The following is a 22945-nucleotide window of genomic DNA, read 5'->3' on the forward strand; positions in this document are numbered from 1 at the left end:
ATCTAACGATGACCTCTTCGAGCTACTTTCGTTTCCCGCATCTGCACGGCGATCTGGTCACCTTCGTGGCCGAGGACGACGTCTGGATAGCGCCCCTGGACGGAGGCCGCGCGTGGCGGGTTTCGTCCCTTCAGCTACCCGCCAGGAACCCCCGCTTCACGCCCGACGGCAAGCGGCTGGTGTGGACGGTAGTGCAGGGGACAGCGCCCGAGGTTGTCACCGCGGATGTCGACGGCGGAGGGTACCGCCAGCTGACCTACTTCGGCCATGCGTCCACCCGGGTCAAAGGCTTCACCGCTGGTGGCGATGTGCTGGTCACCAGCGCCTTCCGGCAGGCCGAAAGCCGCCACACGCACGCCTACAGTGTTCCGCTGGAGGGCGGCTGGTCCGAGGAACTGGCCTTCGGGCCGGTTGAGTCCGTGGCGTTCGGCCCGGAGAACGGCGATGAACGCCCGGTGATCGTGTCCAGTGTGCTCTCGCGCGAGCCGGCCTGGTGGAAGCGGTACCGCGGCGGAACCGCCGGCAAGCTCTGGATCGACGCCGACGGCAACGGGGAGTTCGAACGCCTTGTCCCCGAACTGGACGGCAACCTCGCGGATCCCATGTGGGTTGAGGGGCGGGTTGCTTTCCTTTCCGACCATGAGGGCTACGGGAACCTGTATTCGGTGCTTCCGAACGGCACGGGGCTGCGCCGCCACACCGATCACGAAGACTTCTACGTGCGCCATGCCGCCACTGACGGCAAGCGGGTGGTGTTCGAATCCGCCGGCGAGCTGTGGCTGGTCCCCGACCTGGAATCGGAACCAATAAAACTGGACATTTCGCTGGGATCGGCCTCCCAGGGGCGGAGGCCGGCGCTCCTGAAGACCACCCGCCACCTTGGCGGTGTGATTCCGGACCGCACCGGCTCCTCCAGTGCGGTGGAGGCGCACGGCACCATCCACTGGCTCCGCCACAAGGACGGACCGTCGCGGATTGTGGAAGCCACACCCGGCGTTCGCGCCCGCCTGCCGCGGCCGCTGAATGATGGCCGTATTGCCTATGTTGCCGACCACGATGGCGCGGAGGCCCTGTACATCAACGAAATCGCTCCGCAACTGGCCGGCGCGCAGGCGGCACCGGCCCCGCAACCCCGGCAGGCCGTCGGGCAGGAATCAGGAGCCTCCCTGCCAAAGCCCGTGCCGGCATCGGGGACCACACGCGCCGCGGAGCACGGCGCCGAGCACAGCCCCGTAGGCGGAAGCGACGTAGCGGGAGGTGCCCCGGAGGACGCGGCCGTCCCGGCCGGCGGCGCCGGTAACGCGCGGCTGCAGAAGATCAATTTCCCCAAGGCCACGCGGGCGAGTGCCATGGAGGCCAGCCCGGACGGCCGCACCCTTGCGATCGGGACATCCTTCGGCGAGGTCTACCTGGCCGACACGCGGACCGGGACCATCAGGCTTGTCACCAGCATCGGCGAGGGCACCATCGACGGGCTGTGCTGGTCCCCGGACTCGGCCTGGCTCGGCTGGTCCGAACCGGTCACTTCCTTTGGCTCACGGAGCCGGCTTCGGATTGTTAAGGTCCACGATCCGGAGTTCCGGATCGTGGACGTCACGGACGGACGCTTCCGCGACGCGTCGCCGTCGTTCACTCCGGACGGCAAGTTCATCGCGTTCCTGTCGAACCGGAGCTTTGACCCCGTGTACGACGGACACTCCTTTGACTTGTCCTTCCCGAGCCCCATCAAGCCATATCTGGTGGCCCTTGCTGCGGACACGCCGTCGCCGTTTGGCCCCTCGGTGGACCTTGCTGACGTGCCAAACGACGAAACGGACGGCTCTGACGGGGACGCCGCGGATGCCGGAAGCGGAAACGCGCCGAGTGCCGCGCGCTCCGGCGTGCCCGCCGTCCGGGTGGACCCTGACGGGCTGGCCCACCGCGTGATCGGCGTACCGGTGCCGCAGGGAAACTACTCCGCACTCGAGGCCACCCCGGGCGCCTTGCTCTGGCTGGACAACGCCCTGGCCGGTGTCACCGGCGACGGGCGGGCCAGTACGGACGATAAGGACGCAGCACCCAGCCTCGTGCGCTTCGACATGGCCAAGCGCAAAACAGCCACCATCGTGGACGCGCTGGACAGCTACCGGGTCTCCGGTGACGGACGGAAAGTGGTCTTCCTGCAGGACAAGCAGATCCGCGTGACGCCCGCCGATGCGAAAGGCGACGAAGTTTCCGGCCAGCTGGTGAAGGTGGACGTCAGCCGGATCCGTGTGCTCCTGCACCCGCTGAGCGTGTGGGGCCAGGCATTTGACGAGGCATGGCGGCTCCAGCGTGACTTCTTCTGGACCGAGGACATGGCCGGGCAGGACTGGGAATCAGTGCACCGCCGCTACCGTCCCCTCGTGGACAGGCTGGGCTCGCATGACGACCTCGTGGACCTGCTGTGGGAGCTTCACGGCGAACTGGGTACGTCCCACGCCTATGTCCGTCCGGCCGCTGTCACCGAAAACGGCAGCAACGGGCAGGGCCGCCTGGGCGCGGATCTGGCGTTCACCGGGGCGGGCTGGGAAATCACCCGTATCCTGGCGGGGGAGTCTTCGGACCCGCTCGCAACCTCGCCGCTGACCAGGCCGGGGGCAGACGCCAAGGCGGGGGACATCCTGCTGGCCATCGACGGCGTGGAACTGTCCGAAACGCTGACGCCCGCCATGCAGCTTGTCGGTGCCGCCGGGAAGGCCGTGGAGCTGACCCTGCGCAACGGTGCCGCGCACGGCGAGGCTGCGGGCAGGCAGCGCCGCATTGCCGTGGTGCCGGCCAAGGACGAGGAACGCCTGCGGTACCAGGAGTGGGTTGCGGGCAACCGCAGGACAGTTCGTGAGGCTTCCGGCGGAACGTACGGCTACCTCCACATCCCGGACATGCTGGCCAACGGCTGGGCCCAGCTCCACCGCGACCTGGACACGGAAACTGCACTGGACGGACTGATCGTGGACGTCCGGCGCAACCGGGGCGGGCACACGTCCCAGCTTGTTGCCGAACTTATTGGCCGCAAGGTGACCGGCTGGAGCATGCCCCGCGGGGAGAGGCCCCGGACGTACCCCCACCACGCGCCCCGCGGACCGGTGGTCATCCTGACTGACGAATTTGCCGGCTCGGACGGGGACATCATCACCCAGGTGTCCAAGCTGCGCGGGATCGGGCCGGTCATCGGCACCCGGACTTGGGGCGGCGTGGTGGGCATCGACAACCGCTTCTCCCTCGCGGACGGCACCGGAGTGACGCAGCCGCGCTACGCCACCTGGTTCGGCGGCGGCGTGGGCTGGGGTGTCGAAAACTATGGCGTGACGCCGGACATTGAGGTGACATTCCCGCCGCACGCCTATGCCGCCGGCAGGGACCCCCAGCTCGAGTACGGCATCGGCGCCCTCAAGGAAATGATCCAGGAGCTTCCCACGGACCGGCCCCCGCTACGTGAAGGCTACCGGCGGCTGCTGCCGGCACCACTGCCGGCCCGCACCCGCAAGGACTGAGCCGGCGGGCTCCCGGACAAACAAAGGCCCCGCTCTTTCCCCCATAACCAGGGGAACGAGCGGGGCCTTTGCCGTGCGGCGGTGCGGCATCACTCGGGAGCGGCCGCGCTGCGCCTGCGACCGGGCAGCCTGTGCCCGGCCGGTCCGGGCTAGGAAGCCGCGAGCGTGGCGTCCAGGGTGATGTCGATGCTTGCCAGGGCGCCGGAGACGGGGCAGCCGACCTTGGCTTCCGCTGCGATCTTCTGGAATTCGTCTTCCGAGATGCCCGGGATCCTGGCGTTCACCGTCAGGTGGCTGCCCGTGATGCCGGTGCCCGGCTTGAAGGTCACGTCCGCCTTGGTGTGGACCTCTTCCGGAGTGTGGCCGGCCTGCGCCAGCATGTTGCTGAAGGCCATGGAGAAGCAGGCCGAGTGCGCTGCTGCAATCAGTTCCTCGGGGCTGGTCTTGCCTTCGGCCTGTTCGGTGCGGGCCTTCCACGTAACGGCGTAGGTGCCCAGTCCGGAGCTGTCCAGCGTGGTGTTGCCGGACCCCTCGAACAGGTCGCCGTTCCATACGGTGTGCGCGGTGCGTGTTGCTGCCATATCCACTCCTCAGCTTAGATTCGATCCGGTCCGGGCTTCCGCCCGAACCTTCCGGATCAATCCTAGGGATTCAGGAGCCGCCGCGCACGGGCTGTCCGCTGTCAGAGGATTATGACTGTCTACACTGGCTCAATGGGAACTCAACGCCGCAGGGATCGGGCCGCCGGCACTTCACCGCAGGCGAGGATCGCCGCCATCATGGTCAATGCCGGAAACGCCGACAAACTTGCGACCTTCTGGGCGGCGCTGCTGGGAACCACCGTTTCCGCGCGCTTTGACCAGTTCGTCTGGCTCAAGCCCGCATCTCCCGGAGCGCCGCAGCTGGCATTCCAGGAGGTGCCCGATGCCACTCCGGGACGGCGGCGGCTGCACCTTGATGTGCATGGCCCGGACCCCGACAGCCTCCGCGCCCATGCTGAAGCGCTGGGCGCCGTGTTTGTGGAAGGACATGACATCGGTGATTTCCACTGGGACGTCATGCATGATCCTGAAGGGAACGAATTCTGCATTGCCCGTGACTGACGGGGGACTTGCTGTGCATGCCCGGCGGGAACGACCGGCGGGAACGACGACGGCGACGCTCCCCGGCCGGGGAGCGTCGCCGTCGTCGTGAGGGTACTTTGCTTACTGCCAGAGGGTGGCGATGGCCACGTTGAGCAGCGCAAGACCGCCAACGCTGTGCGCCAGGCCCTTGCTGACCGGCTCGTCCTTCTTGTATTTCCGGCGGCCCATGAAGGCCAGGACCGCGACGGCCAGCGCGATGGCGAATTTGATGCCTAGCTTGAAGTAGTTCGCTTCCATGTCCAGTGCCGGGATGAGCCCCATCATCACGATGCCTGTGATGAGCTGCAGGGCTGCGCCGTCGAATTGGCGCGGATGCACGGTGGGCTTTTTCATGTTGCCGATCCAGATGCCGACAATCATGGCTGCGCCGACGATGTGCAGGAAGACCATGATGTTGTAAACGATGTCCATGGGCCCAGTCTAGCCAGACGGTTCTACGCTTCGTAGTAAGCCCCGCGGGACGGGAAGGCGACGATTTGGTAACCAAACGACGGCGGCGCAGGCCTTCCGGTGATAACCACCGGTGCCTGCGCCGCCGTCGTTGTTGAAGCTGTTGTCCCTGCTGTTTGTTCCCTGCCGGGAGACTACAGTCCCAGGTCCGCCTCGAAGGCGCCGGCCTCAAGGCGTGCCTTGAGGGTCTGCAGGAAACGTCCTGCGTCGGCGCCGTCCACCAGGCGGTGGTCGTACGTCAGGGAGAGGTACATCATGGAGCGGATGGCGATCGAGTCGTCGCCGTTTTCGTCGGTGACCACCACGGGGCGCTTGACGATCGCACCGGTGCCGAGGATGCCAACCTGCGGCTGGTTGATGATCGGGGTGTCGAACAGTGCACCGACCGAACCGATGTTGGTGATGCTGAACGTTCCGCCGGACAGCTCATCCGGGCCGATCTTGCCGTCGCGGGTGCGGCTTGCCACGTCTGCGATCTTGCCTGCCAGACCGGCCAGGTTCAGGCTGCCGGCGTCGGAGATGACCGGAACCAGCAGGCCCTTGTCCGTGTCCACGGCGATGGCCAGGTGCTCGGCGTTGTGGTAGGTGATTTCCTGCTTGTCTTCGTCGTAGGCAGCGTTCACCTTCGGGTGCTGCTTCAGCGCTTCCGCGACCGCCTTGGCGATGAATGGCAGGAAGGTCAGCTTCACGCCGTTCTGCGCCTGGAAGGAGTTCTTGGCCTTGACGCGCAGCTTGGCGATCTTGGTCATGTCCACTTCGTGGACCTGCGTCAGCTGCGTGGAGATGTCCAGGGACTCACGCATGCGGCGGGCGATGACCTGGCGGATGCGCGGTGCCTTCTGCACGGTGCCGCGCAGGGACGAGGCGGCTGCACTTGCCGGTGCTGCCCCTGCGGACGCAGCCGGTGCCGGTGCGGCTGCAGCCGGCGCGGCCTTGGCCTCAGCGGCGGCCAGCACGTCCTGCTTGCGGATACGGCCGCCCACGCCGGTGCCGGTCAGTGAGGAGATGTCCACGCCCTGCTGGTTGGCGAGCTTGCGCACCAGGGGAGTGACATAGCCGGACTCGGCCGGAGCGGCGGATTCTGCTGCCGGGGCTTCCTGCTTGGGAGCAGCCGGTGCTTCTTCCTTGGCGGGCGCTGCGGCCGGAGCTGCGGGTGCAGCAGCAGGAGCCTCCTGCTTGGGGGCCTCGGCAGCGGGCGCTTCCTGCTTGGGAGCCGGGGCTGCCGGTGCTGCGGCGGGTGCGGCGGCGCCGGAACCGATGACGGCAAGGACGGACCCGACTTCGGCGGTCTCGTCTTCGTTGACGCGGATTTCCTGCAGCGTGCCGGCAACCGGCGACGGGATCTCGGTGTCCACCTTGTCGGTGGACACCTCGAGGAGGGGCTCGTCAACCTCGACGGAGTCGCCGACGGCCTTGAGCCAGCGGGTCACGGTGCCTTCGGTGACGGATTCGCCGAGGGCGGGAAGGGTTACTTCGTGGCTTTCGCCGGAAGCTGCGGGGGTTGCTTCGGCGGCCGGGGCTTCAGCCGGTGCGGGAGCCTCGGTGGAGGGGGCCTCCTCGGCGGGTGCTTCTTCGGCCGGTGCTTCTTCGGCGGCGGGCGCAGCCTCTTCGGAAGCGCCGGCGGAACCGGAGCCGTCACCAATGCGGACGAGCGGAGCGCCGACTTCGGCGGTCTCATCTTCGGCGACGAGGATTTCCTCAATCACGCCAGCAATCGGAGAGGGGATTTCGGTGTCTACTTTGTCGGTGGAAACCTCGAGCAGCGGCTCGTCCACCTCTACCCGGTCACCTACCTGCTTGAGCCAGCGGGTGACGGTTCCTTCGGTGACACTCTCACCGAGGGCGGGCAAGTTAACGGATTCAGACATGTCGTCCCCGTTCTCCTTATTGATCTTTAGTGCGGATGATTGCTGCCGTGTTCGAGCTTAGTGCACCCTGCGGATCAGGCCGGGTGCACTAAGCTCAGGGTTCTTGCGGTGGTACGGGGGATTTCTAGCCGTGGAGGGCTTTGCCCGCGAGGGCAAGGTGGGCCTCGCCGAGGGCCTCGTTCTGGGTCGGGTGGGCGTGCAGCAGCTGTGCCACGTCCTCCGGGTATGCTTCCCAGTTCACGATGAGCTGTGCTTCGCCGATCTGCTCGCCCATGCGGGATCCGATCATGTGGACGCCCACCACGGGGCCGTCCTTCTGCCGGACCAGCTTGACGATGCCGCCGGTGCCGAGGATGGAGCTCTTGCCGTTGCCGGCGAGGTTGTATTCCTGGGTTTCCACCTGGTCGTCGCCGAACTTCTCCTTGGCGGCCTTTTCGGTGTAGCCAACAGTGGCGATCTCAGGCTCGGAGTAGGTGACCTTGGGGATGTTGACGTCCTCAACGATGACCGGCTTCAGGCCCGCGATCTCCTCGGCCACGAAAATGCCCTGCTGGTAGCCGCGGTGCGCCAGCTGGACGCCGGGGACGATGTCGCCCACGGCGTAGACATTGCCGACGCCGGTGTGCAGGCGTTCGTTGGTGATGACGAAGCCGCGGTCGATGGTGATGCCGGCCTCTTCGTAGCCGAGGTTGGCGGTGACCGGTCCGCGGCCGACAGCCACGAGGAGCAGGTCGGCTTCGAAGGTCTTGCCGTCGACGAGGGTGACCTTGACGCCGTCGTTGTTCTGCTCAACGCCCTGGAAGAAGACGCCGGTGGAGAACTTGATGCCGCGCTTCTTGAATGCGCGCTCGAAGTTCTTGACGATCGCAGCGTCCTCGTTCGGGACCAGCGACGGCAGGCCTTCAACGATGGTGACGTCCACGCCGAAGGACTTCCAGACTGAAGCGAACTCGACGCCGATCACGCCGCCGCCCAGGATGATGGCGCTCTTGGGGATGGTGTCCATGACGAGGGCTTCGTCGGAGGTGATGACCTTGCCGCCGATTTCCAGGCCCGGCAGGGTGCGGGAGTAGGAACCCGTGGCGAGGACAATGTTCTTGCCCTTGTAGGCAGTGCCGTTCACGACGACGGTGTCGGTGCCCTGCAGCTTGCCCTCACCTTCAATGACGGTGATGCCCTTGGACTTGATCAGGCCCTGGAGGCCCTTGAACTTGCCGGCGACGATGCCGTCTTTGTAAGCATTGACAGCGCTCATGTCGATGCTGTCCAGCGTGACGTTGACGCCGTACTTTGCGGAATCGCGGGCGTGGTCGGCGAGCTCCGCAGAGTGCAGGAGCGCCTTGGTGGGGATGCAGCCGTTGTGCAGGCAGGTGCCGCCGAGCTTCCCCTTCTCCACGAGGCCAACAGTGAGGCCAAGCTGAACGGCGCGGAGGGCCGTGGCGTATCCGCCGCTGCCACCGCCGAGTACCAGGATGTCGAATTCTTGCGCAGTTGCCTGATCGGCCACTTAGACGCTCCCTCGCGTGAACGATGACACGAGAGTACGCATCATCTGGTCTTGGAACTTGCTCTGCCCGTGATTATGCCAGCAGGCCGGTTCTCTTGCATTTGTGACTACCGCAGTTCACCTTAGCGAACCACTTATCCATGCTCCACCTTGTCACGGTGTTTGTGGAGCGCTTGTGTCCAGTGTCACGCGGCTTTGTGGCGGAGGAATCACGGACCCGCCACAAAGCCGCGGACGGCCTCACCGGCCCTGCTGATAGCCGGTGAGGCGGAAGCAGTTACGCAGAAGCCGCCAGTACGTCTTCGACGTAAGCCACCAGGGTGCGGACAGTGCAGCCGGTGCCCTGCTTGGGGGTGTAGCCGTAAGGGCTGCCGTTATTGAACGACGGGCCGGCGATGTCGATGTGGGCCCACGGGATCTGCTCGCCGTCCTTGCCCTTGCCGACGAACTCACGCAGGAACACCGCAGCGGTCATCATGCCGCCGTGGCGTTCGCCGATGTTGGCCAGATCCGCAACCTCGGAATCAATGCTCGCGCGGAGCTCTTCCGGCAGGGGCATCGGCCACACGAGCTCGCCGGCGCGGTCCGCCGCGGCCTTGAGCGGTCCGGTCACGCTGTCCGAGCCCATGACGCCGGCCGTGCGGTTGCCGAGCGCGATCAGCTGTGCACCCGTGAGGGTGGCGACGTCGATGATGGCGTCCGGGTACTCCTGGCTGGCGGCCACGATGCCGTCGGCCATGACCAGCCGGCCCTCGGCATCCGTATTAAGCACCTCGACGGTTTTGCCGCCGAACATGGTGAGGACGTCGGCCGGGCGCTGCGCGGCACCGGAAGGCATGTTTTCGGCAATGCACAGCCACGCGGTCGCCTTAACGGGAAGGCCAAGGCCTGCGATCGCCAGCACGGTGTTAAGTACGACGGCGGCGCCCGCCATATCGCTCTTCATGTCACCCATGCCGAGGGCGGGCTTGATCGAGATGCCGCCGGTGTCGAAGGTGATGCCCTTGCCCACAAGCGCGATCTTGGCGGTGGCCTTCGCGGGCGCGTACTCCACCTTGACCAGGCGCGGCTGCCTAGTGGATCCCTTGCCGACACCCATGATCCCGCCGAAGCCCTCCTTCTCGAGGCGCTTCTCGTCCCAGACGGTGACCTTGACCGGCAGGCCCTTGGAGAGTTCCTTGGCGGCATCGGCAAAGGACTCAGGGAACAGGTGGCTCGGCGGCTGGTTGACCAGGGAGCGGGTGGCGTTGACGGCCTTGCCGATCAGGGCCGACCGGTTAAGAACCGGCTGCAGGTCCTTGTCGGCGGCGAAATCGGTGAAAATCACCACGTTCTTGACCGGGTCCTTGCGGCCGTTGGCTGCTGACCGGTACTCGCTGAACGAGTACGAGCCCATGGCGGCGCCTTCGGCGATGGCGGCGACGTCGGCGAGGGACGCCGTCGGAAGGGCCAGTGTCACCGTGGTGAGTCCTGCCAGTTGGCGGACAGCGGAGCCGGCGGCGCGGCGCAGCGACTCTTCGGTGAGTTTGCGTCCGGCGCCGGGCTTGCCGACTCCGGCGAGTACCAGGACGGAGGCGCCGGCTTCCGGAAGGCCCGGCAGCCTGTGGACCTGGTCGGCTGCGCCGGTGAGGCCAAGAACCTTCAAGGACTCCGCGACAGCCTCGGCGGACTTGGCCGACAGCGGGTTGTCCAGCAGCACGGGACCGTCGGGACCCTGCGCCACTCCAATGACCAGGGCGTCCGTGGGCGACTTCTTAACGTCACGGGCAATGACGCTAAGTTTGATTTCAGTATTCTTGACCACGAGGATCAGTCCTCAATTCTCTGTGATTTTCGGCAGGAAGCGCATGTTGGGCGCCCCGCCCCGGGAACGGGCCGTCGTCGGCTTGAGACGCAACCCGGTGTCTGCAAGGCCGTCCGTAGGGCCAGTTTCGATCGTAGTCTCTCCGCACCTGCGGCGCTGAATCTTATGAGACCTGCAGCACATCGTCCTCATGCGGTTCGCTGCCGGAATGCTTCGGACGGCCGGTGCGTTGTACGACATATCCGGCGGATCTGCCCGGATCACCCCGCCCATAGCGCTGCCGATCCCGCCTCCGCCGCCACTTCGAAAGGAACATGCCGTGCTAGAACGGATTTCCGGCTCCCTGCTGGACCCCGATGCTCTTTATGTGAGCAATGCCGAGCTGTTCGACGACCCGGCCCTCCGCGGGCTCAATCTCGTGATGGGCTTCACGGGATTTGCGGACGCCGGCCATGTGGTCAAGCAGATTACTGCCGAACTGCTGGACACGCTCGACTCGGAGGTCGTAGCAGTCTTCGACGCCGACCAGCTGATGGACTACCGCTCGCGCCGTCCGCACGTCACGTTTGTGGAGGACCACCTCCAGGACTACCAGGCCCCTACCCTTGCCCTGTACCGGCTGGTCGACGGGCTGGGCAAGCCGTTCCTCTTCCTGGCCGGCTTTGAGCCCGACCTCCAGTGGGAGCGGTTCGCGCGCGCCGTCGTCCGGATCGTGGAGCACCTCGACGTGAACCTCGTGACGTGGATCCACTCGATCCCGATGCCCGTTCCCCACACCCGGCCGGTGGGCGTCACTGTCCACGGCAACCGCCCCGAGCTCATCGAAGGCATTTCGGTCTGGAAACCTACAGTGGAGGTCCCCGCCGCGGTGGGCCACATCCTCGAACTGCGCCTCACCGAAGCAGGCCGCAACATCGCCGGATACGTCATCCACGTCCCGCATTACCTCGCCGAAGCCGAATACCCCAACGCGGCCGTGGCCGGGCTTGAGTATCTTGGGGCGGCCGCCTCGCTGGTGCTGCCGACTGACCGGCTGCGGGAGTCCGGCCGCGAAGTCGGCCGGCAGATCGCCGAGCAGCTTGAGGCTTCGGAAGAAGTGCAGCAGGTGGTTTCACGCCTCGAGACCCGCTATGACGAGAAGGCTGAGGGGACGGTGCGGCGTTCCCTGCTGGCGGATGAAAACGATGAACTGCCCAACGCTGATGCGCTCGGCGCGGCGGTGGAGGCCTATCTCGCCCGCGAAGAGCCCGGCCAGTAGCCCCGTCAATAAATAGGACTTATCCCGCCAGCGGGCATAATGGAGAGGTGACTGCACCGCGCGCCTGGCTCATCTGGACCGTCGGTATATTCGCGTATCTTGTAGCAGTCAGCCAGCGCACGTCCTTTGGCGTCGTGGGCCTTGAAGCGACCGAGCGGTTCCACGCCACGGCAGCGGAGATCTCCTTCTTTACGGTTCTTCAGCTGTTGGTCTATGCAGGCCTGCAGATCCCGGTGGGAGTCCTCGTTGACCGCCTGGGATCGCGGACCATGATCGCCGGGGGAGCCGTGCTCATGGGCCTGGGCCAGCTCCAGCTGGCGTTTGCGGACAACATACCCGGCGGCGTGCTCGGCCGGGTATTGGTCGGCGCCGGGGACGCAATGACGTTCATATCCGTCATCCGGCTGGTTCCGCTGTGGTTCGCCCCGGCCAGGGTGCCTCTCATCACGCAGCTGACCGGAATGTCCGGCCAGCTCGGGCAGCTCTTCAGCGTGGTCCCGTTTGCACTGATCCTCCATTCGGCCGGCTGGACCCCCGCCTTCCTGACCCTTGCGGCGATGTCCGCGCTCGCCGTCGTCCTGGTGCTGGCCGTGCTGAAAGACCACCCGCCGGGCCACGCCAGTCCCGGACCCGGCCAGGGACTCAGGGCCACCGGCATCTCACTCTCCACCGCTTGGCGGCAGCCCGGCACAAGGCTCGGGCTTTGGAGCCACTTCACCATCCAGTTCAGCGGCACGGTGTTCGCCATGACGTGGGGATACCCGTTCCTGATTTCCGCCCAGGGACTCGATGCCGGCGCAGTCTCCGGCCTGATGTCCATCTACGTTGCCGCAGCCATCGCGGCCGGTCCGCTGATCGGCAGGTTCGTTTCCCGGCACCCCCTCCGACGCTCCACGATGGTGCTCCTGATCGCAGCCACCACGGCCGCTGCCTGGGCAGCCGTCTTGCTCATGCCGGGCCGCTCGCCGCTGTGGATGCTTGCCGGGCTCGTTGTGGTGCTGGCCATCGGCGGGCCGGGATCCATGATCGGCTTCGACTTTGCGCGCACCTTCAATCCTGCCCACCGGATTGGAACGGCCACGGGAATCGTCAACGTGGGCGGATTCATTGCGGCGCTCGTGGCCATCTACCTCGTGGGCGTGGTGCTCGACGTCCTCCATGCCACCGGGTTTTCCCGGGGCGAGCTGTACGGCCTCGACCCCTTCCGGATCGCGCTGAGCGTCCAGTTTGTGCTGATCGGAATGGGCGCCGCCGCAATCATCGCCACCCGCCGGAAGGTACGGCGCCAGATGGCTGCCCAGGGCGTCGTGGTGCCGCCGCTGCTGACAGCCCTCGCGCAGCAGCGCCGACGCAACCTGGAGCGCCGCCGCGGGGAGTAGCGGATCCGGCTTTCCACATAGCAAAGGTTGGTTCTTACCCCGAAGCGCCGGCCGTTCCAGTCTGGATGCATGACATCTCCCGATCTACCGACCCCGGAACTACCGACCCCGGAACCACCGACCCCGGAACGACTGACCGTTACCGGCCCTGAGGACATCCTGGGCTTCATTCCCCACTCCCTTGGCTACTGGCCCGCCGACAGCCTGGTGGCGATGACCATGCAGGGCAAGCGGCTGGGCGCCACCCTCCGCGTCGACCTGCCCGTGCTCGACACTGAAGCCGGGCTCAGCCGGTTTTCCAGCACCGTTCGGGACTACCTTGAGGCGGACCACGACGCGGACGGAACGCTCCTGGTGCTTTTCAGCAACGACGGGTGGATTGACCGGACGGGCCCCGCTCCGGGATCCGTCCCCGCTGCAGCCGCAGCGGCAGGACCTCTTGGACGGCTTCTGGCAGCCCTGGAGATCGAACTGGAATCCTCCGGGAGGCCGGTCCGTGATGCCTGGTTCGTCGGCGACGACTTTTGGCGGAATGCCTACTGTTTTGATCAGTCCTGCTGCCCGCTTCCCGGCCGCTCCGTGGATGAAATCCGGGACAGCAGGCTCAACGCCGAGATGGTGTTCAGGGGGAGCAGTGTGGGCGAGGACCCCTCGTCCGCCGCCAATGCCTCGCCAGTCACGGCACCGGCCGATGCTGCGGTACTGGCATCGGAGCATCGATGGGCCGGCGAATTTGCCGCACTTCGGGGGAGCCGCTCCCAGTTCGCCAGGATCATGGATGTCTGGGATTGTGTGCTGGCGGCCGAACCGGAAGGGACCCTGCCGGCCGGGCTGGCCGGGTACCTCCGGGCCTCCCTGCGCATACCCCATTGGCGGGACGCGGTGCTGGTGATGAGTGCGGCGGGCCGGACGGCAGCGGAGCAGGGCGCTGAGGAGTTCGGCATCTTCGAGCCGGACGCAGGCCTGCCCGTGGTGTCGCCGCTACTTGACGGACTGCCGGCGGCGGGCCCGGAAGACGATGCCGCCTACCCGGTTCCAGGTTACGGGGAAGTGCTGCTGGGGCTGGCGCCGCGGTCGCCGCGCTGGGAGCGGATGCGGGCCCTGGAGCGGGTGTTGCAGCAGCTCGGTGCGGCCGGCGGCGGAGAGGGCGGCGCGGCGGCGCTGACGGGACGGGGCTGGATTGAGTGGTGCCGCGGCCGGGGTTCGTTTGCGCATGCCCTGCTGGAACGGGCCGCCGCTGAGCATCCCGGATACCGGCTCGCTGAACTCCTGTCAGAAGTCGTCAGCCGGGGGACATTGTGCGGGTGGGCCGGGCGCCGTGATGCGGCGTGGCAGAAGTTCGAAACGGATGCGGCCTAGCGGCGGGGCGCGGAGGAATCGGAGCCGGACGGGGTAACGCCGGACAGACTGCTGCCCGGTCGAAACATTCGGGCCCGCGGACTGCGCTGCGGCGCCGATTGGGAAAATCATGAGACAATGGATGCCGAGACCCGGTTGGGTCCGTGAATCAGGTGCGTGTAGTGGTGCCCGGAAACGGGAACATTACGGCCGCTCCGGCAGTTCTACTTAATGACTCTGCCGGCCGCGATCGCATCTGATGTGAATCACGGACTTGACAGGGTCATAGTGGTGTTGCCCGTATGGTGATTCCACAGACCGCCGCTAGAAAGGTTTTCTGTGACCCCGTCTTCCGCGAAGAAGGAACCCGCCGACCAGGCCGAATTGTCCCCTGAGGAGAAGAAGGCGGCGACGAGCGCCAAGCGTGCCGCCACGCGTGCAGCCAATAAGGCTGCTGCAGCCGAGGGCGGCGCCCCCGCAAAACCCGAACCCAAGAAGCGCGGACCCAAGCCCGGCGCCAAGGCTGCTGCTGAGGCTGCCGGCAAGTCCGACGACGATGCAGAGGACGTTGAGCTGGATGAAGATCTGGACGACGTCGTTCCGGATCCGTCGGAGCTGAGCGAGGAGGAAGCCGCCAGCAAGACAGGCGCTGCAGCCACCGGCTCAGGCTTCGTCTACTCCGATGCGGACGACGACGACGCCCCGGTCCAGCAGGTCATGTCGGCCGGCGCCACGGCCGACCCCGTCAAGGACTACCTTAAGCAAATCGGCAAGGTTGCCCTGCTGAACGCAGAGCAGGAAGTTGACCTTGCCCTGCGCATCGAGGCCGGCCTGTTTGCCGAGGAAAAGATCGCGGCTGACGACGGCTCCATGGATCCTAAGCTCAAGCGCGAGCTCGAGTTCGTCATCCACGACGGCAAGCGTGCCAAGAACCACCTGCTGGAGGCCAACCTCCGCCTCGTTGTGTCGCTCGCAAAGCGCTACACCGGCCGCGGCATGCTGTTCCTTGACCTGATCCAGGAAGGCAACCTGGGCCTGATCCGTGCGGTCGAGAAGTTCGACTACACCAAGGGCTTCAAGTTCTCCACGTACGCCACCTGGTGGATCCGCCAGGCCATTACCCGTGCCATGGCCGACCAGGCCCGCACCATCCGCATCCCGGTGCACATGGTGGAAGTCATCAACAAGCTGGCTCGTGTCCAGCGCCAGATGCTTCAGGATCTTGGGCGCGAACCTACGCCCGAGGAACTGGCCCTTGAACTGGACATGACCCCCGAGAAGGTCGTCGAAGTCCAGAAGTACGGCCGCGAGCCCATCTCGCTGCACACGCCCCTGGGCGAGGACGGCGACTCCGAGTTCGGTGACCTTATCGAGGACTCCGAAGCCGTTGTTCCCGCCGACGCGGTCAGCTTCACGTTGCTGCAGGAGCAGCTGCACTCGGTGCTCGACACCCTGTCCGAGCGCGAAGCCGGTGTTGTCGCCATGCGCTTCGGCCTGACCGACGGACAGCCGAAGACTTTAGACGAAATCGGCAAGGTCTATGGAGTCACGCGCGAGCGTATTCGCCAGATCGAATCAAAGACGATGTCCAAACTGCGGCACCCGTCCCGGTCACAGGTCCTGCGCGACTACCTGGACTAGGCTGCATTCACCCATGGGAAAGGCCCCGCCGGCTGGCGGGGCCTTTCCCATGGGCGGAAAACCCGGCACATAAAACAGGGCCCCTCCGAAACGGAGGGGCCCTGTGTCAATCAGAGAGTTGCCTAGTCCACTGATACCGGCGGCTTCTCGTGAAGCCGGCCCGTCTCGTCGTGCCAGTCGGAGCTCAGCGGCTTGAGCGTCGCCTCGACTGCCCGCGCGTGGTGGCCGCAGAAGAGCAGCTCCCCGCCGGAGGTCTCAAGAACAACCCGGACGTACGCCTGTGCTCCGCAACGATCGCACCGGTCCAGTGCGTTGAGCGTGCGGTCCGCAACTGCTGTTGTCATTTTCGGCCTCCTTAGTAGATCTGTATATCTATATAACCAGCATTCGTAGCAAAACCATGACAAGGATGGATCACTTTCGCTGTGCGCGTATCACCGTTCCGTAACGGCTAAGGCCGGACGAGGTCGATGAGGGAGTGGCTGGCCGGCGTCCCGGCGCGGGCCGACTAACCTAGGAAGAGCGTCAAAAGCCTTAGCTGTCCCGTCACTGAAGGAGTTCACAACCCGTGGCACCAAGTTCTGATTACACTGCCCGGCACCTGTCTGTACTGGAAGGCCTCGAGGCCGTCCGCAAGCGCCCGGGCATGTACATCGGTTCCACCGACTCCCGCGGCCTGATGCACTGCCTCTGGGAGATCATCGACAACTCAGTCGACGAGGCCCTGGCGGGTTTCGGCCACGACATCCAGATCATCCTGCACGCCGACAACTCCGTGGAGATCCATGACGACGGACGCGGCATCCCCATCGACGTTGAACCCAAGACCGGACTGACCGGCGTCGAGGTCGTCTTTACCAAACTGCACGCGGGTGGAAAATTCGGCGGCGGCTCCTATACAGCGTCGGGCGGTCTGCACGGCGTGGGTGCATCCGTGGTCAACGCACTGTCCTCACGGCTGGACGTCGAAGTGGACCGCGGCGGGAAGACATACCGGATGTCCTTCCGGCGGGGCGAACCCGGACGGTTCAAGGATCCCGGGACCAAGCCTGATCCGGCGTCGGCGTTCGAACCGTTCGTCAATGACTCTGTCCTTGACGTTGTGGGCAAAGCCAAGCGCGGCGTGACCGGCACCCGGATCCGCTACTGGGCTGACCGCCAGATCTTCACCCCGGACGCCAAATTCTCATACGACGAACTGGCCGCCCGGGCCCGGCAGACATCGTTCCTGATCCCGGGCCTGAAGCTGACCGTCCGCGACCAGCGGAGGCTTCCGGGCACTCCCGGCGAGCTGGCCGGCCACGAGGAAGTTTTCCACCACGACGGCGGCATCTCCGAGTTCGTGGACTTCCTCGCCGCGGATCCTGCCGTCACGGACACCTGGCGGCTGCACGGCTCAGGCAAGTTCAAGGAAACCGTTCCGGTCCTGGACGAGCGGGGCCATAGCCAGCTGGCCGAAGTGGAACGCGACTGTGAAGTGGACGTGGCCCTGCGCTGGGGCATCGGCTATGACAGCACAGTCCGCAGCTTCGTCAACATCATCTCCACCCCCAAGGGCGGGACGCACCAGTCCGGGTTCGAGCAGGCCCTGGTCAAGACCTTCCGCAAGGCCGTGGAAACAAATGCCCGCAAGCTCAAGGCCGGCAACGACAAGATTGAAAAGGACGACATCTTCGCAGGGCTGACCGCGGTGCTGACCGTACGCCTGGCGGAGCCGCAGTTCGAGGGCCAGACCAAGGAGATCCTGGGCACGTCCGCCGTCCGGGCCATCGTGGCCCGCGTGGTGGAAAAGGAAATCAACGCCAAACTGAGCTCCGCCAACCGCAATGACAAAGCGCAGTCCGCGCTGCTCCTGGAAAAAATCGTCAGCGAGATGAAGTCCCGTATTTCGGCACGCGTCCACAAAGAGACGCAGCGCCGGAAGAACGCGCTGGAGACGTCGTCGATGCCCACCAAACTTGCGGACTGCCGCACCGACGACGTTGCCCGCTCGGAACTGTTCATCGTGGAGGGAGACTCCGCGCTGGGTACCGCGAAGCTGGCCCGCTCCTCGGACTTCCAGGCGCTGCTGCCGATCCGGGGAAAGATCCTGAACGTGCAGAAGGCCTCAGTGGGGGACATGCTCTCCAATGCGGAGTGCGCAGCGCTCATCCAGGTCGTGGGCGCAGGGTCAGGGCGCAGCTTCGATATCGGCGCCGCCCGCTACGGAAAAGTGATCCTCATGACGGACGCTGACGTGGACGGCGCCCACATCCGCACGCTGCTGCTCACCCTCTTCTTCCGCTACATGCGGCCGATGATCGATGAGGGCCGGGTGTTTGCCGCTGTGCCCCCGCTGCACCGCGTGGAGGTGATCAATGCCGGGCAGAAGGCCAACGAGATGATCTACACCTATTCCGAGGCTGAACTCCATGTCCTGCTGGCCCGGCTGGCCAAGGAAGGCAAGCGCTACAAGGAACCCATCCAGCGTTACAAGGGCCTCGGGGAGATGGACGCCGAACAGCTGGCGGAGACCACCATGGATCCCCGCCACCGGACGCTGCGCAAGGTGGGAATCGAAAACGCCAAGCATGCCGAGGAAACGTTTGACCTGCTGATGGGCTCGGACGTCGCGCCCCGCAAGGACTTCATCATTGCCGGAGCTGCGAGCCTGGACCGGGAACGGATCGACGCCTGAGAGCTGCCGGCCGGGAACAGCTACCCGAGCAGCCCCGGGACAATCAGCAGGGCCGTGGGGACCGCCAGGAGCAGCAGGCAGCCCGCCAGGACAAGTGCCCGCAGCGACGCCGGCAAGGGCTCCTTCGGGGATAGCAGGCGGCTGACCCGGGAGGCCGTGGTCCTGGCCGATCCGGCGCCGCCGGACGCGCCGTGGATGCCGGCGTCGACAATCTCGTCTGCTGCAGGCGCCAGCCCGTCGCCGTTGAAGTCCACGCGGCCGCCGGGGGCGCCGCCCGGTCCGCTGGCAACGATGGCGATGGCTTTGATCAGCGTGGCTTTGCTTTCGGTCTTCAGGGCCACGTCGTCGGCGAGCATTTCAATCAGTGAGCTCACGGCTTCCTGGGCGAGGCGCGTGGTGGGAAGCCAGGGGAGGGCCTGGCGCCAGGCCGCGAAGGCCCACAGGAGGAGGTGGTGGCGCTGGCTGAGGTGGGCGTTTTCGTGAATGAGGACCGCCCGCAGTTCCGCAGGCTCCAGGGCGGCCATCAGGCCGTCGCTCAGCACCGTGACTGACCGGGCACCGCCGGGAAGGCAGTAGGCCACGGGGGAATTGTGGTTGATGACCACGGTTCCGGGTCCGTCGGTGGACGGTGACGCCAGGAGGGCCAGGAGTTCGCGGTGGCGCCTGCGCTGCCGTTCGATCCGGTAATAGGTCAGCAGGAGCGTAAAGACAAGGTGCGCCGTCAGCAGGGCCGCCGCTGACAGGGCGAAAAGATGCCAAAAGCCCAGCGCAGTAGTGGGTGCGTTGAAGAGGACCATGCCGGCCAGTCCCCGCAGGCCGGCCAGGAGGTTGTCACCGATCGGCTCGAGGCCGTAGACCAGCATGGCGCCAATCATGGACAGGCCGCCGGCAAGGGCGATTGCCTGCCAGAGCAGCATGGCGGTGAATGGTGACCGGGCCGGCCATTGCGCACGCGAGAGAAGGATAGGCACCGGCCACGCCAGGACTATCGCCAGGACCGCCAGCAAATATGAGGTCCAGAACATACGCTGCTAGATGTGGCCAAGCAGTTTGCGCAGTGTTTCGGCTTCACTTTCGGTGACGGAGCCAATGAACCGGGCGAGCACGGCTTCACGGTCCGGCGCTGATCCCAGAACCTCGTGCATGAGTTCCGCGGTGTGGTCAGCCCGGCTGGAGACAGCCTGGTAGCGGTGCGGGCGGGTTCCCCGTTCGCGTTCCACGAGCCCCTTCTTCTCCAGGCGGGAGAGCACGGTCAGGACGGTGGTCACAGCGAGATCCTTGCCCTCGTGGCCGGCGGCGCCGCCCTGGGCCTGGGTGCTCTGCGCCAGCAGGTCCCGCAGGGTGTTGGCGGTGGCCGCTTCCTGGCCTGCCCAGAGCAGGTCCATCACTGCCCGTTCCAGTTCACCAAGACTTGCCATTCCTACATCCTTCTTAAAGTTCCGATCCGCGGGGCCGAAAGGCCGTCGCGGAACGTGGTTACGAATACTTAGGTTCTAAATTTACCTCTTTTTGGAATTTCTTTCTACATGAGGTAGAACAATCGGCGCGTCGCACCCTTGCCACTGGCTCCGGCCGGTGGAACTGTTGGTTACACTGCACACCCTAAAATGTTCTACACTCTGTAGAAGTTAGTTTTCTACGAAGCGTAGAAGACTTGGACTGATGAAAGCCTAGCCAAAAGTAGGGACTCCCTTGGACGCTTTGGAAATCGCACGCTGGCAGTTCGGTATCACCACCGTGTACCACTTCATGATGGTCCCGCTGACCATCGGGCTGGGCCTCGTGGTGGCAGTCATGCAGACGGTCTGGTACCGCACCGGCAAGCCGGAATACCTGCGCATGACCAAGTTCTGGGGGAAGCTGTTCCTCATCAACTTCATCATGGGCGTGGCCACCGGCATCGTGCAGGAGTTCCAGTTCGGGATGGCGTGGAGTGAGTACAGCCGGTTCGTCGGGGACGTCTTCGGGGCTCCGCTGGCGCTGGAGGCACTCCTGGCCTTCTTCGTCGAGTCCACCTTCCTGGGGCTCTGGATCTTCGGCTGGAAACAGCTGAAGAGGGGCGTTCACCTGGCCTGCCTCTGGATTGCCGTGGTGGGCTCCGTATTCTCGGCGTACTTCATCATCGTGGCCAACAGCTGGATGCAGCATCCCGTGGGCGTGGAAATGATCGACGGCCGCCCGGTGATGACCGACGCCTGGGCTGTCTTCACCAACAACACCGCGCTCGTCGCGGTGCCGCATACCCTCTTCGGAGCCCTGGCCGTTGCTGGCGGCTTCCTGCTGGGCATCGCCTGGTACCACCTGTGGCGCCGCCGCCATGACGGCATTGACACCGTGGGTCCCGACGGCAAGGTCGTTCCGGGAGAAGCAGACATCCCGGGCCGCGACAAGGCTGACTACAAGGTCTGGATCCGCTCCCTGCGGATCGGCGCCGTCGTCGCCATGATTTCCTTCGCCGGTACCGCCCTTACCGGTGACCTCCAGGGCAAGCTCATGTTCGAACAGCAGCCCATGAAGATGGCCGCGGCCGAGGCCGCCTGCCACGACGGCACCGGCTTCTCCATCCTCAGCGTCGGCAACCTCGGCTCCAAGAACTGCGACGAAATCGTGGCGCTCATCGAAGTTCCGGGGATCCTGTCCTTCCTCGCCAAGGGTGACTTCACCACGGAAGTGCAGGGTGTCAACAGCCTGCTGGACCAGTACAAGGCCGACTACGGAACCCACCTCCCGGACAACCCCATCTACGGTGACCGCGCCGGGCAGGAAATCGAGTATGTCCCGGTCATGGAAGTGACCTACTGGGGCTTCCGGATGATGATCGGCTTCGGCGGACTGGCTGCCCTGGCAGCACTCGTGGCCCTCTGGCTGACCCGCAAGGGCACCGTGCCGGCGTCCCGCGGACTGATGCGGCTCGCCGTCGTCGGCATCATGGCGCCGTTTGGCGCAAACGCCGCCGGTTGGATCTTCACGGAGATGGGCCGCCAGCCGTTCGTCGTGGCACCCAACCCGGACCCCAGCGGCATCGACCAGGTCTTCATGTTCACCGCGGCCGCGGTATCACCGGGGGTTTCCGCGGGAGAACTGCTGACCTCCCTCGTGGTCCTGACGGCCGTCTACGCCGTGCTGCTGGTGGTGGAGGTGAAGCTGCTGGTGAAGTACATCCGCGGCGGCGTCGTGTCCGCCATGCCCGAACTCGCCTACGCCGCGGTCGATGAGAACGAGGATGCCACACCGGGTCCCGGCACCGGCAAGCCCGGCGGCTCCGACGACGTCCTGGCATTCGCCTACTAAGCGCAGAGGAAATTCGACAATGGAACTGCTGCCCACCATCTGGTTCATCGCCATCGCGGTGCTGTGGACGGGATACCTCTTTCTCGAAGGTTTCGACCTCGGCGTCGGCATGCTGATGAAGCTCTTCGCCCGCAACAACACCGAACGCCGCGTCCTGCTCAACACGATCGGACCCGTCTGGGACGGCAACGAGGTCTGGCTGCTGACCGCCGGCGGCGCCACCTTCGCCGCCTTCCCGCTCTGGTACGCCTCGCTGTTCTCCGCCCTCTACCTTCCCTTGCTGTTGGTCCTCGTGGCGCTGATCTTCCGTGCCGTGGCTTTCGAGTACCGCGGCAAAGTGGACACGGACCGGTGGCGCGCGATGTGGGACTGGGCCATTGCGGCAGGTTCCCTCGTGGCTGCGTTCGGTGTCGGCGCTGCTTTGGCGCTGACCACCACCGGGCTGCCGCTGAACGCGAACGGTGACCGCGAAGGGGGACCCTTCGCCTGGTTCAGCGGTTACGCCGTCCTGGGCGGCCTGGCCGTGGTGTGCTTCTCGCTGCTGCACGCACTGGCGTTCCTTGCACTCAAAACCGACGGTGAAGTCCGGCACCGCGCCCGCAACTGGTTTGTCCGGTTCCTTCCCGTACTGTTGCTTCCCATCGCAGGCTGGGCCATCAGCGTCCAGCTCCTCAGCGGTGAGGCCTGGACCATCGCGGCGGTTGCCGCGGCGGTCGCGGCGGCGGTGTTGGCCTGGCGATTCGGTCGTAGCGGCCTGGAGGGAAAGGCGTTCCTGTCGCTCGGGGTGTTCCTGCTGCTCGGCAGCGCCTCAATCTTCGGCGCGGCCTTCCCGGTGGTGCTGCCCTCCACCCTCAACCCGGACTTCAACCTGACCATTTCCAATGCGTCGTCCTCGGACTACACGCTGGGGCTCATGACCATCGTCGCCTGCGTGGGCCTGCCCCTGGTGCTGGCCTACCAGGCGTGGACCTACTGGGTGTTCCGTCGCAGGGTCAGCGCAGCCCACATTCCGGAAGCCCACAGTTTCCTGCCTGCCATCGCCGCCCGGGCACTGGCACCCAAAGACTAGGACCAC

At 65.6% G+C, this 22945-nt stretch carries 17 protein-coding genes; 9 read left to right on the top strand and 8 right to left on the bottom strand.

What is annotated here, in order from left to right; translation table 11 throughout:
• Positions 1-8: 8 nt before the first annotated feature.
• Positions 9-3512: a S41 family peptidase gene (locus WMN78_RS19470; RefSeq protein ID WP_340535408.1), complete on the top strand. Its 3504-nt coding sequence runs from the start codon at positions 9-11 to the stop codon at positions 3510-3512.
• 149 nt (positions 3513-3661) lie between these two features.
• On the opposite strand, the gene WMN78_RS19475 is transcribed toward WMN78_RS19470, so the two are convergent.
• Entirely contained in the window at positions 3662-4093 is a 432-nt protein-coding gene (locus WMN78_RS19475) for an OsmC family protein (RefSeq protein ID WP_340535409.1), read from the bottom strand.
• Between the two features lie 132 nt (positions 4094-4225).
• Between WMN78_RS19475 and WMN78_RS19480 the strand changes: the two genes are divergently transcribed.
• A complete protein-coding gene (locus tag WMN78_RS19480; RefSeq protein ID WP_340535410.1) occupies positions 4226-4615 on the top strand; it encodes a VOC family protein in 390 nt (129 codons plus the stop codon).
• A gap of 102 nt (positions 4616-4717) precedes the next feature.
• Here WMN78_RS19480 and WMN78_RS19485 read toward each other — a convergent pair whose 3' ends face one another.
• From WMN78_RS19485 to WMN78_RS19500, 4 genes are all read right to left on the bottom strand, one after another.
• Positions 4718-5068 carry a hypothetical protein gene (locus WMN78_RS19485; RefSeq protein WP_340535411.1) on the bottom strand — a complete coding sequence of 117 codons (351 nt, stop codon included), beginning with the start codon at positions 5066-5068 and terminating at the stop codon, positions 4718-4720.
• Between the two features lie 173 nt (positions 5069-5241).
• Positions 5242-6975: a 2-oxoglutarate dehydrogenase, E2 component, dihydrolipoamide succinyltransferase gene (gene sucB, locus WMN78_RS19490; RefSeq protein WP_340535412.1), complete on the bottom strand. Its 1734-nt coding sequence runs from the start codon at positions 6973-6975 to the stop codon at positions 5242-5244.
• 124 nt (positions 6976-7099) lie between these two features.
• Entirely contained in the window at positions 7100-8482 is a 1383-nt protein-coding gene (lpdA, locus tag WMN78_RS19495; RefSeq protein ID WP_340535413.1) for a dihydrolipoyl dehydrogenase, read from the bottom strand.
• A 277-nt stretch (positions 8483-8759) separates the two neighbouring features.
• A complete protein-coding gene (locus WMN78_RS19500) occupies positions 8760-10286 on the bottom strand; it encodes a leucyl aminopeptidase (RefSeq protein WP_340535414.1) in 1527 nt (508 codons plus the stop codon).
• A 319-nt stretch (positions 10287-10605) separates the two neighbouring features.
• Here WMN78_RS19500 and WMN78_RS19505 point away from each other — a divergent pair, with 319 nt between their 5' ends.
• From WMN78_RS19505 to WMN78_RS19520, 4 genes are all read left to right on the top strand, one after another.
• Positions 10606-11544, top strand: a complete 939-nt coding sequence (locus WMN78_RS19505) for a PAC2 family protein (RefSeq protein ID WP_340535415.1) — start codon at positions 10606-10608, stop codon at positions 11542-11544.
• A gap of 47 nt (positions 11545-11591) precedes the next feature.
• Positions 11592-12923 carry an MFS transporter gene (locus WMN78_RS19510; RefSeq protein WP_340535416.1) on the top strand — a complete coding sequence of 444 codons (1332 nt, stop codon included), beginning with the start codon at positions 11592-11594 and terminating at the stop codon, positions 12921-12923.
• 69 nt (positions 12924-12992) lie between these two features.
• A complete protein-coding gene (locus WMN78_RS19515) occupies positions 12993-14282 on the top strand; it encodes a DUF4192 family protein (RefSeq protein WP_340535417.1) in 1290 nt (429 codons plus the stop codon).
• Positions 14283-14600: 318 nt separating this feature from the next.
• Positions 14601-15902 (top strand): RNA polymerase sigma factor, encoded by a 1302-nt coding sequence (locus WMN78_RS19520; RefSeq protein ID WP_340535418.1) that lies wholly within the window; start codon positions 14601-14603, stop codon positions 15900-15902.
• A 122-nt stretch (positions 15903-16024) separates the two neighbouring features.
• On the opposite strand, the gene WMN78_RS19525 is transcribed toward WMN78_RS19520, so the two are convergent.
• Complete coding sequence (locus WMN78_RS19525; protein WP_305940551.1) at positions 16025-16246, bottom strand: DUF7455 domain-containing protein; 222 nt, start codon at positions 16244-16246, stop codon at positions 16025-16027.
• 224 nt (positions 16247-16470) lie between these two features.
• Here WMN78_RS19525 and WMN78_RS19530 point away from each other — a divergent pair, with 224 nt between their 5' ends.
• Entirely contained in the window at positions 16471-18579 is a 2109-nt protein-coding gene (locus WMN78_RS19530; protein WP_340535419.1) for a DNA topoisomerase IV subunit B, read from the top strand.
• A gap of 20 nt (positions 18580-18599) precedes the next feature.
• On the opposite strand, the gene WMN78_RS19535 is transcribed toward WMN78_RS19530, so the two are convergent.
• Both WMN78_RS19535 and WMN78_RS19540 read right to left on the bottom strand, forming a co-directional pair.
• On the bottom strand, positions 18600-19604 hold the full coding sequence (locus WMN78_RS19535; protein ID WP_340535420.1) for a M56 family metallopeptidase: 1005 nt from the start codon (positions 19602-19604) through the stop codon (positions 18600-18602).
• Between the two features lie 6 nt (positions 19605-19610).
• Positions 19611-19997, bottom strand: a complete 387-nt coding sequence (locus WMN78_RS19540) for a BlaI/MecI/CopY family transcriptional regulator (RefSeq protein ID WP_340535421.1) — start codon at positions 19995-19997, stop codon at positions 19611-19613.
• A gap of 274 nt (positions 19998-20271) precedes the next feature.
• Here WMN78_RS19540 and WMN78_RS19545 point away from each other — a divergent pair, with 274 nt between their 5' ends.
• Complete coding sequence (locus WMN78_RS19545) at positions 20272-21870, top strand: cytochrome ubiquinol oxidase subunit I (RefSeq protein WP_340535422.1); 1599 nt, start codon at positions 20272-20274, stop codon at positions 21868-21870.
• Between the two features lie 19 nt (positions 21871-21889).
• Positions 21890-22939 (top strand): cytochrome d ubiquinol oxidase subunit II, encoded by a 1050-nt coding sequence (cydB, locus tag WMN78_RS19550; RefSeq protein ID WP_340535423.1) that lies wholly within the window; start codon positions 21890-21892, stop codon positions 22937-22939.
• Positions 22940-22945 lie beyond the last annotated feature (6 nt).

It is taken from the genome of Arthrobacter oryzae, from assembly GCF_037911235.1.
Lineage (GTDB): Bacteria > Actinomycetota > Actinomycetes > Actinomycetales > Micrococcaceae > Arthrobacter > Arthrobacter oryzae_E.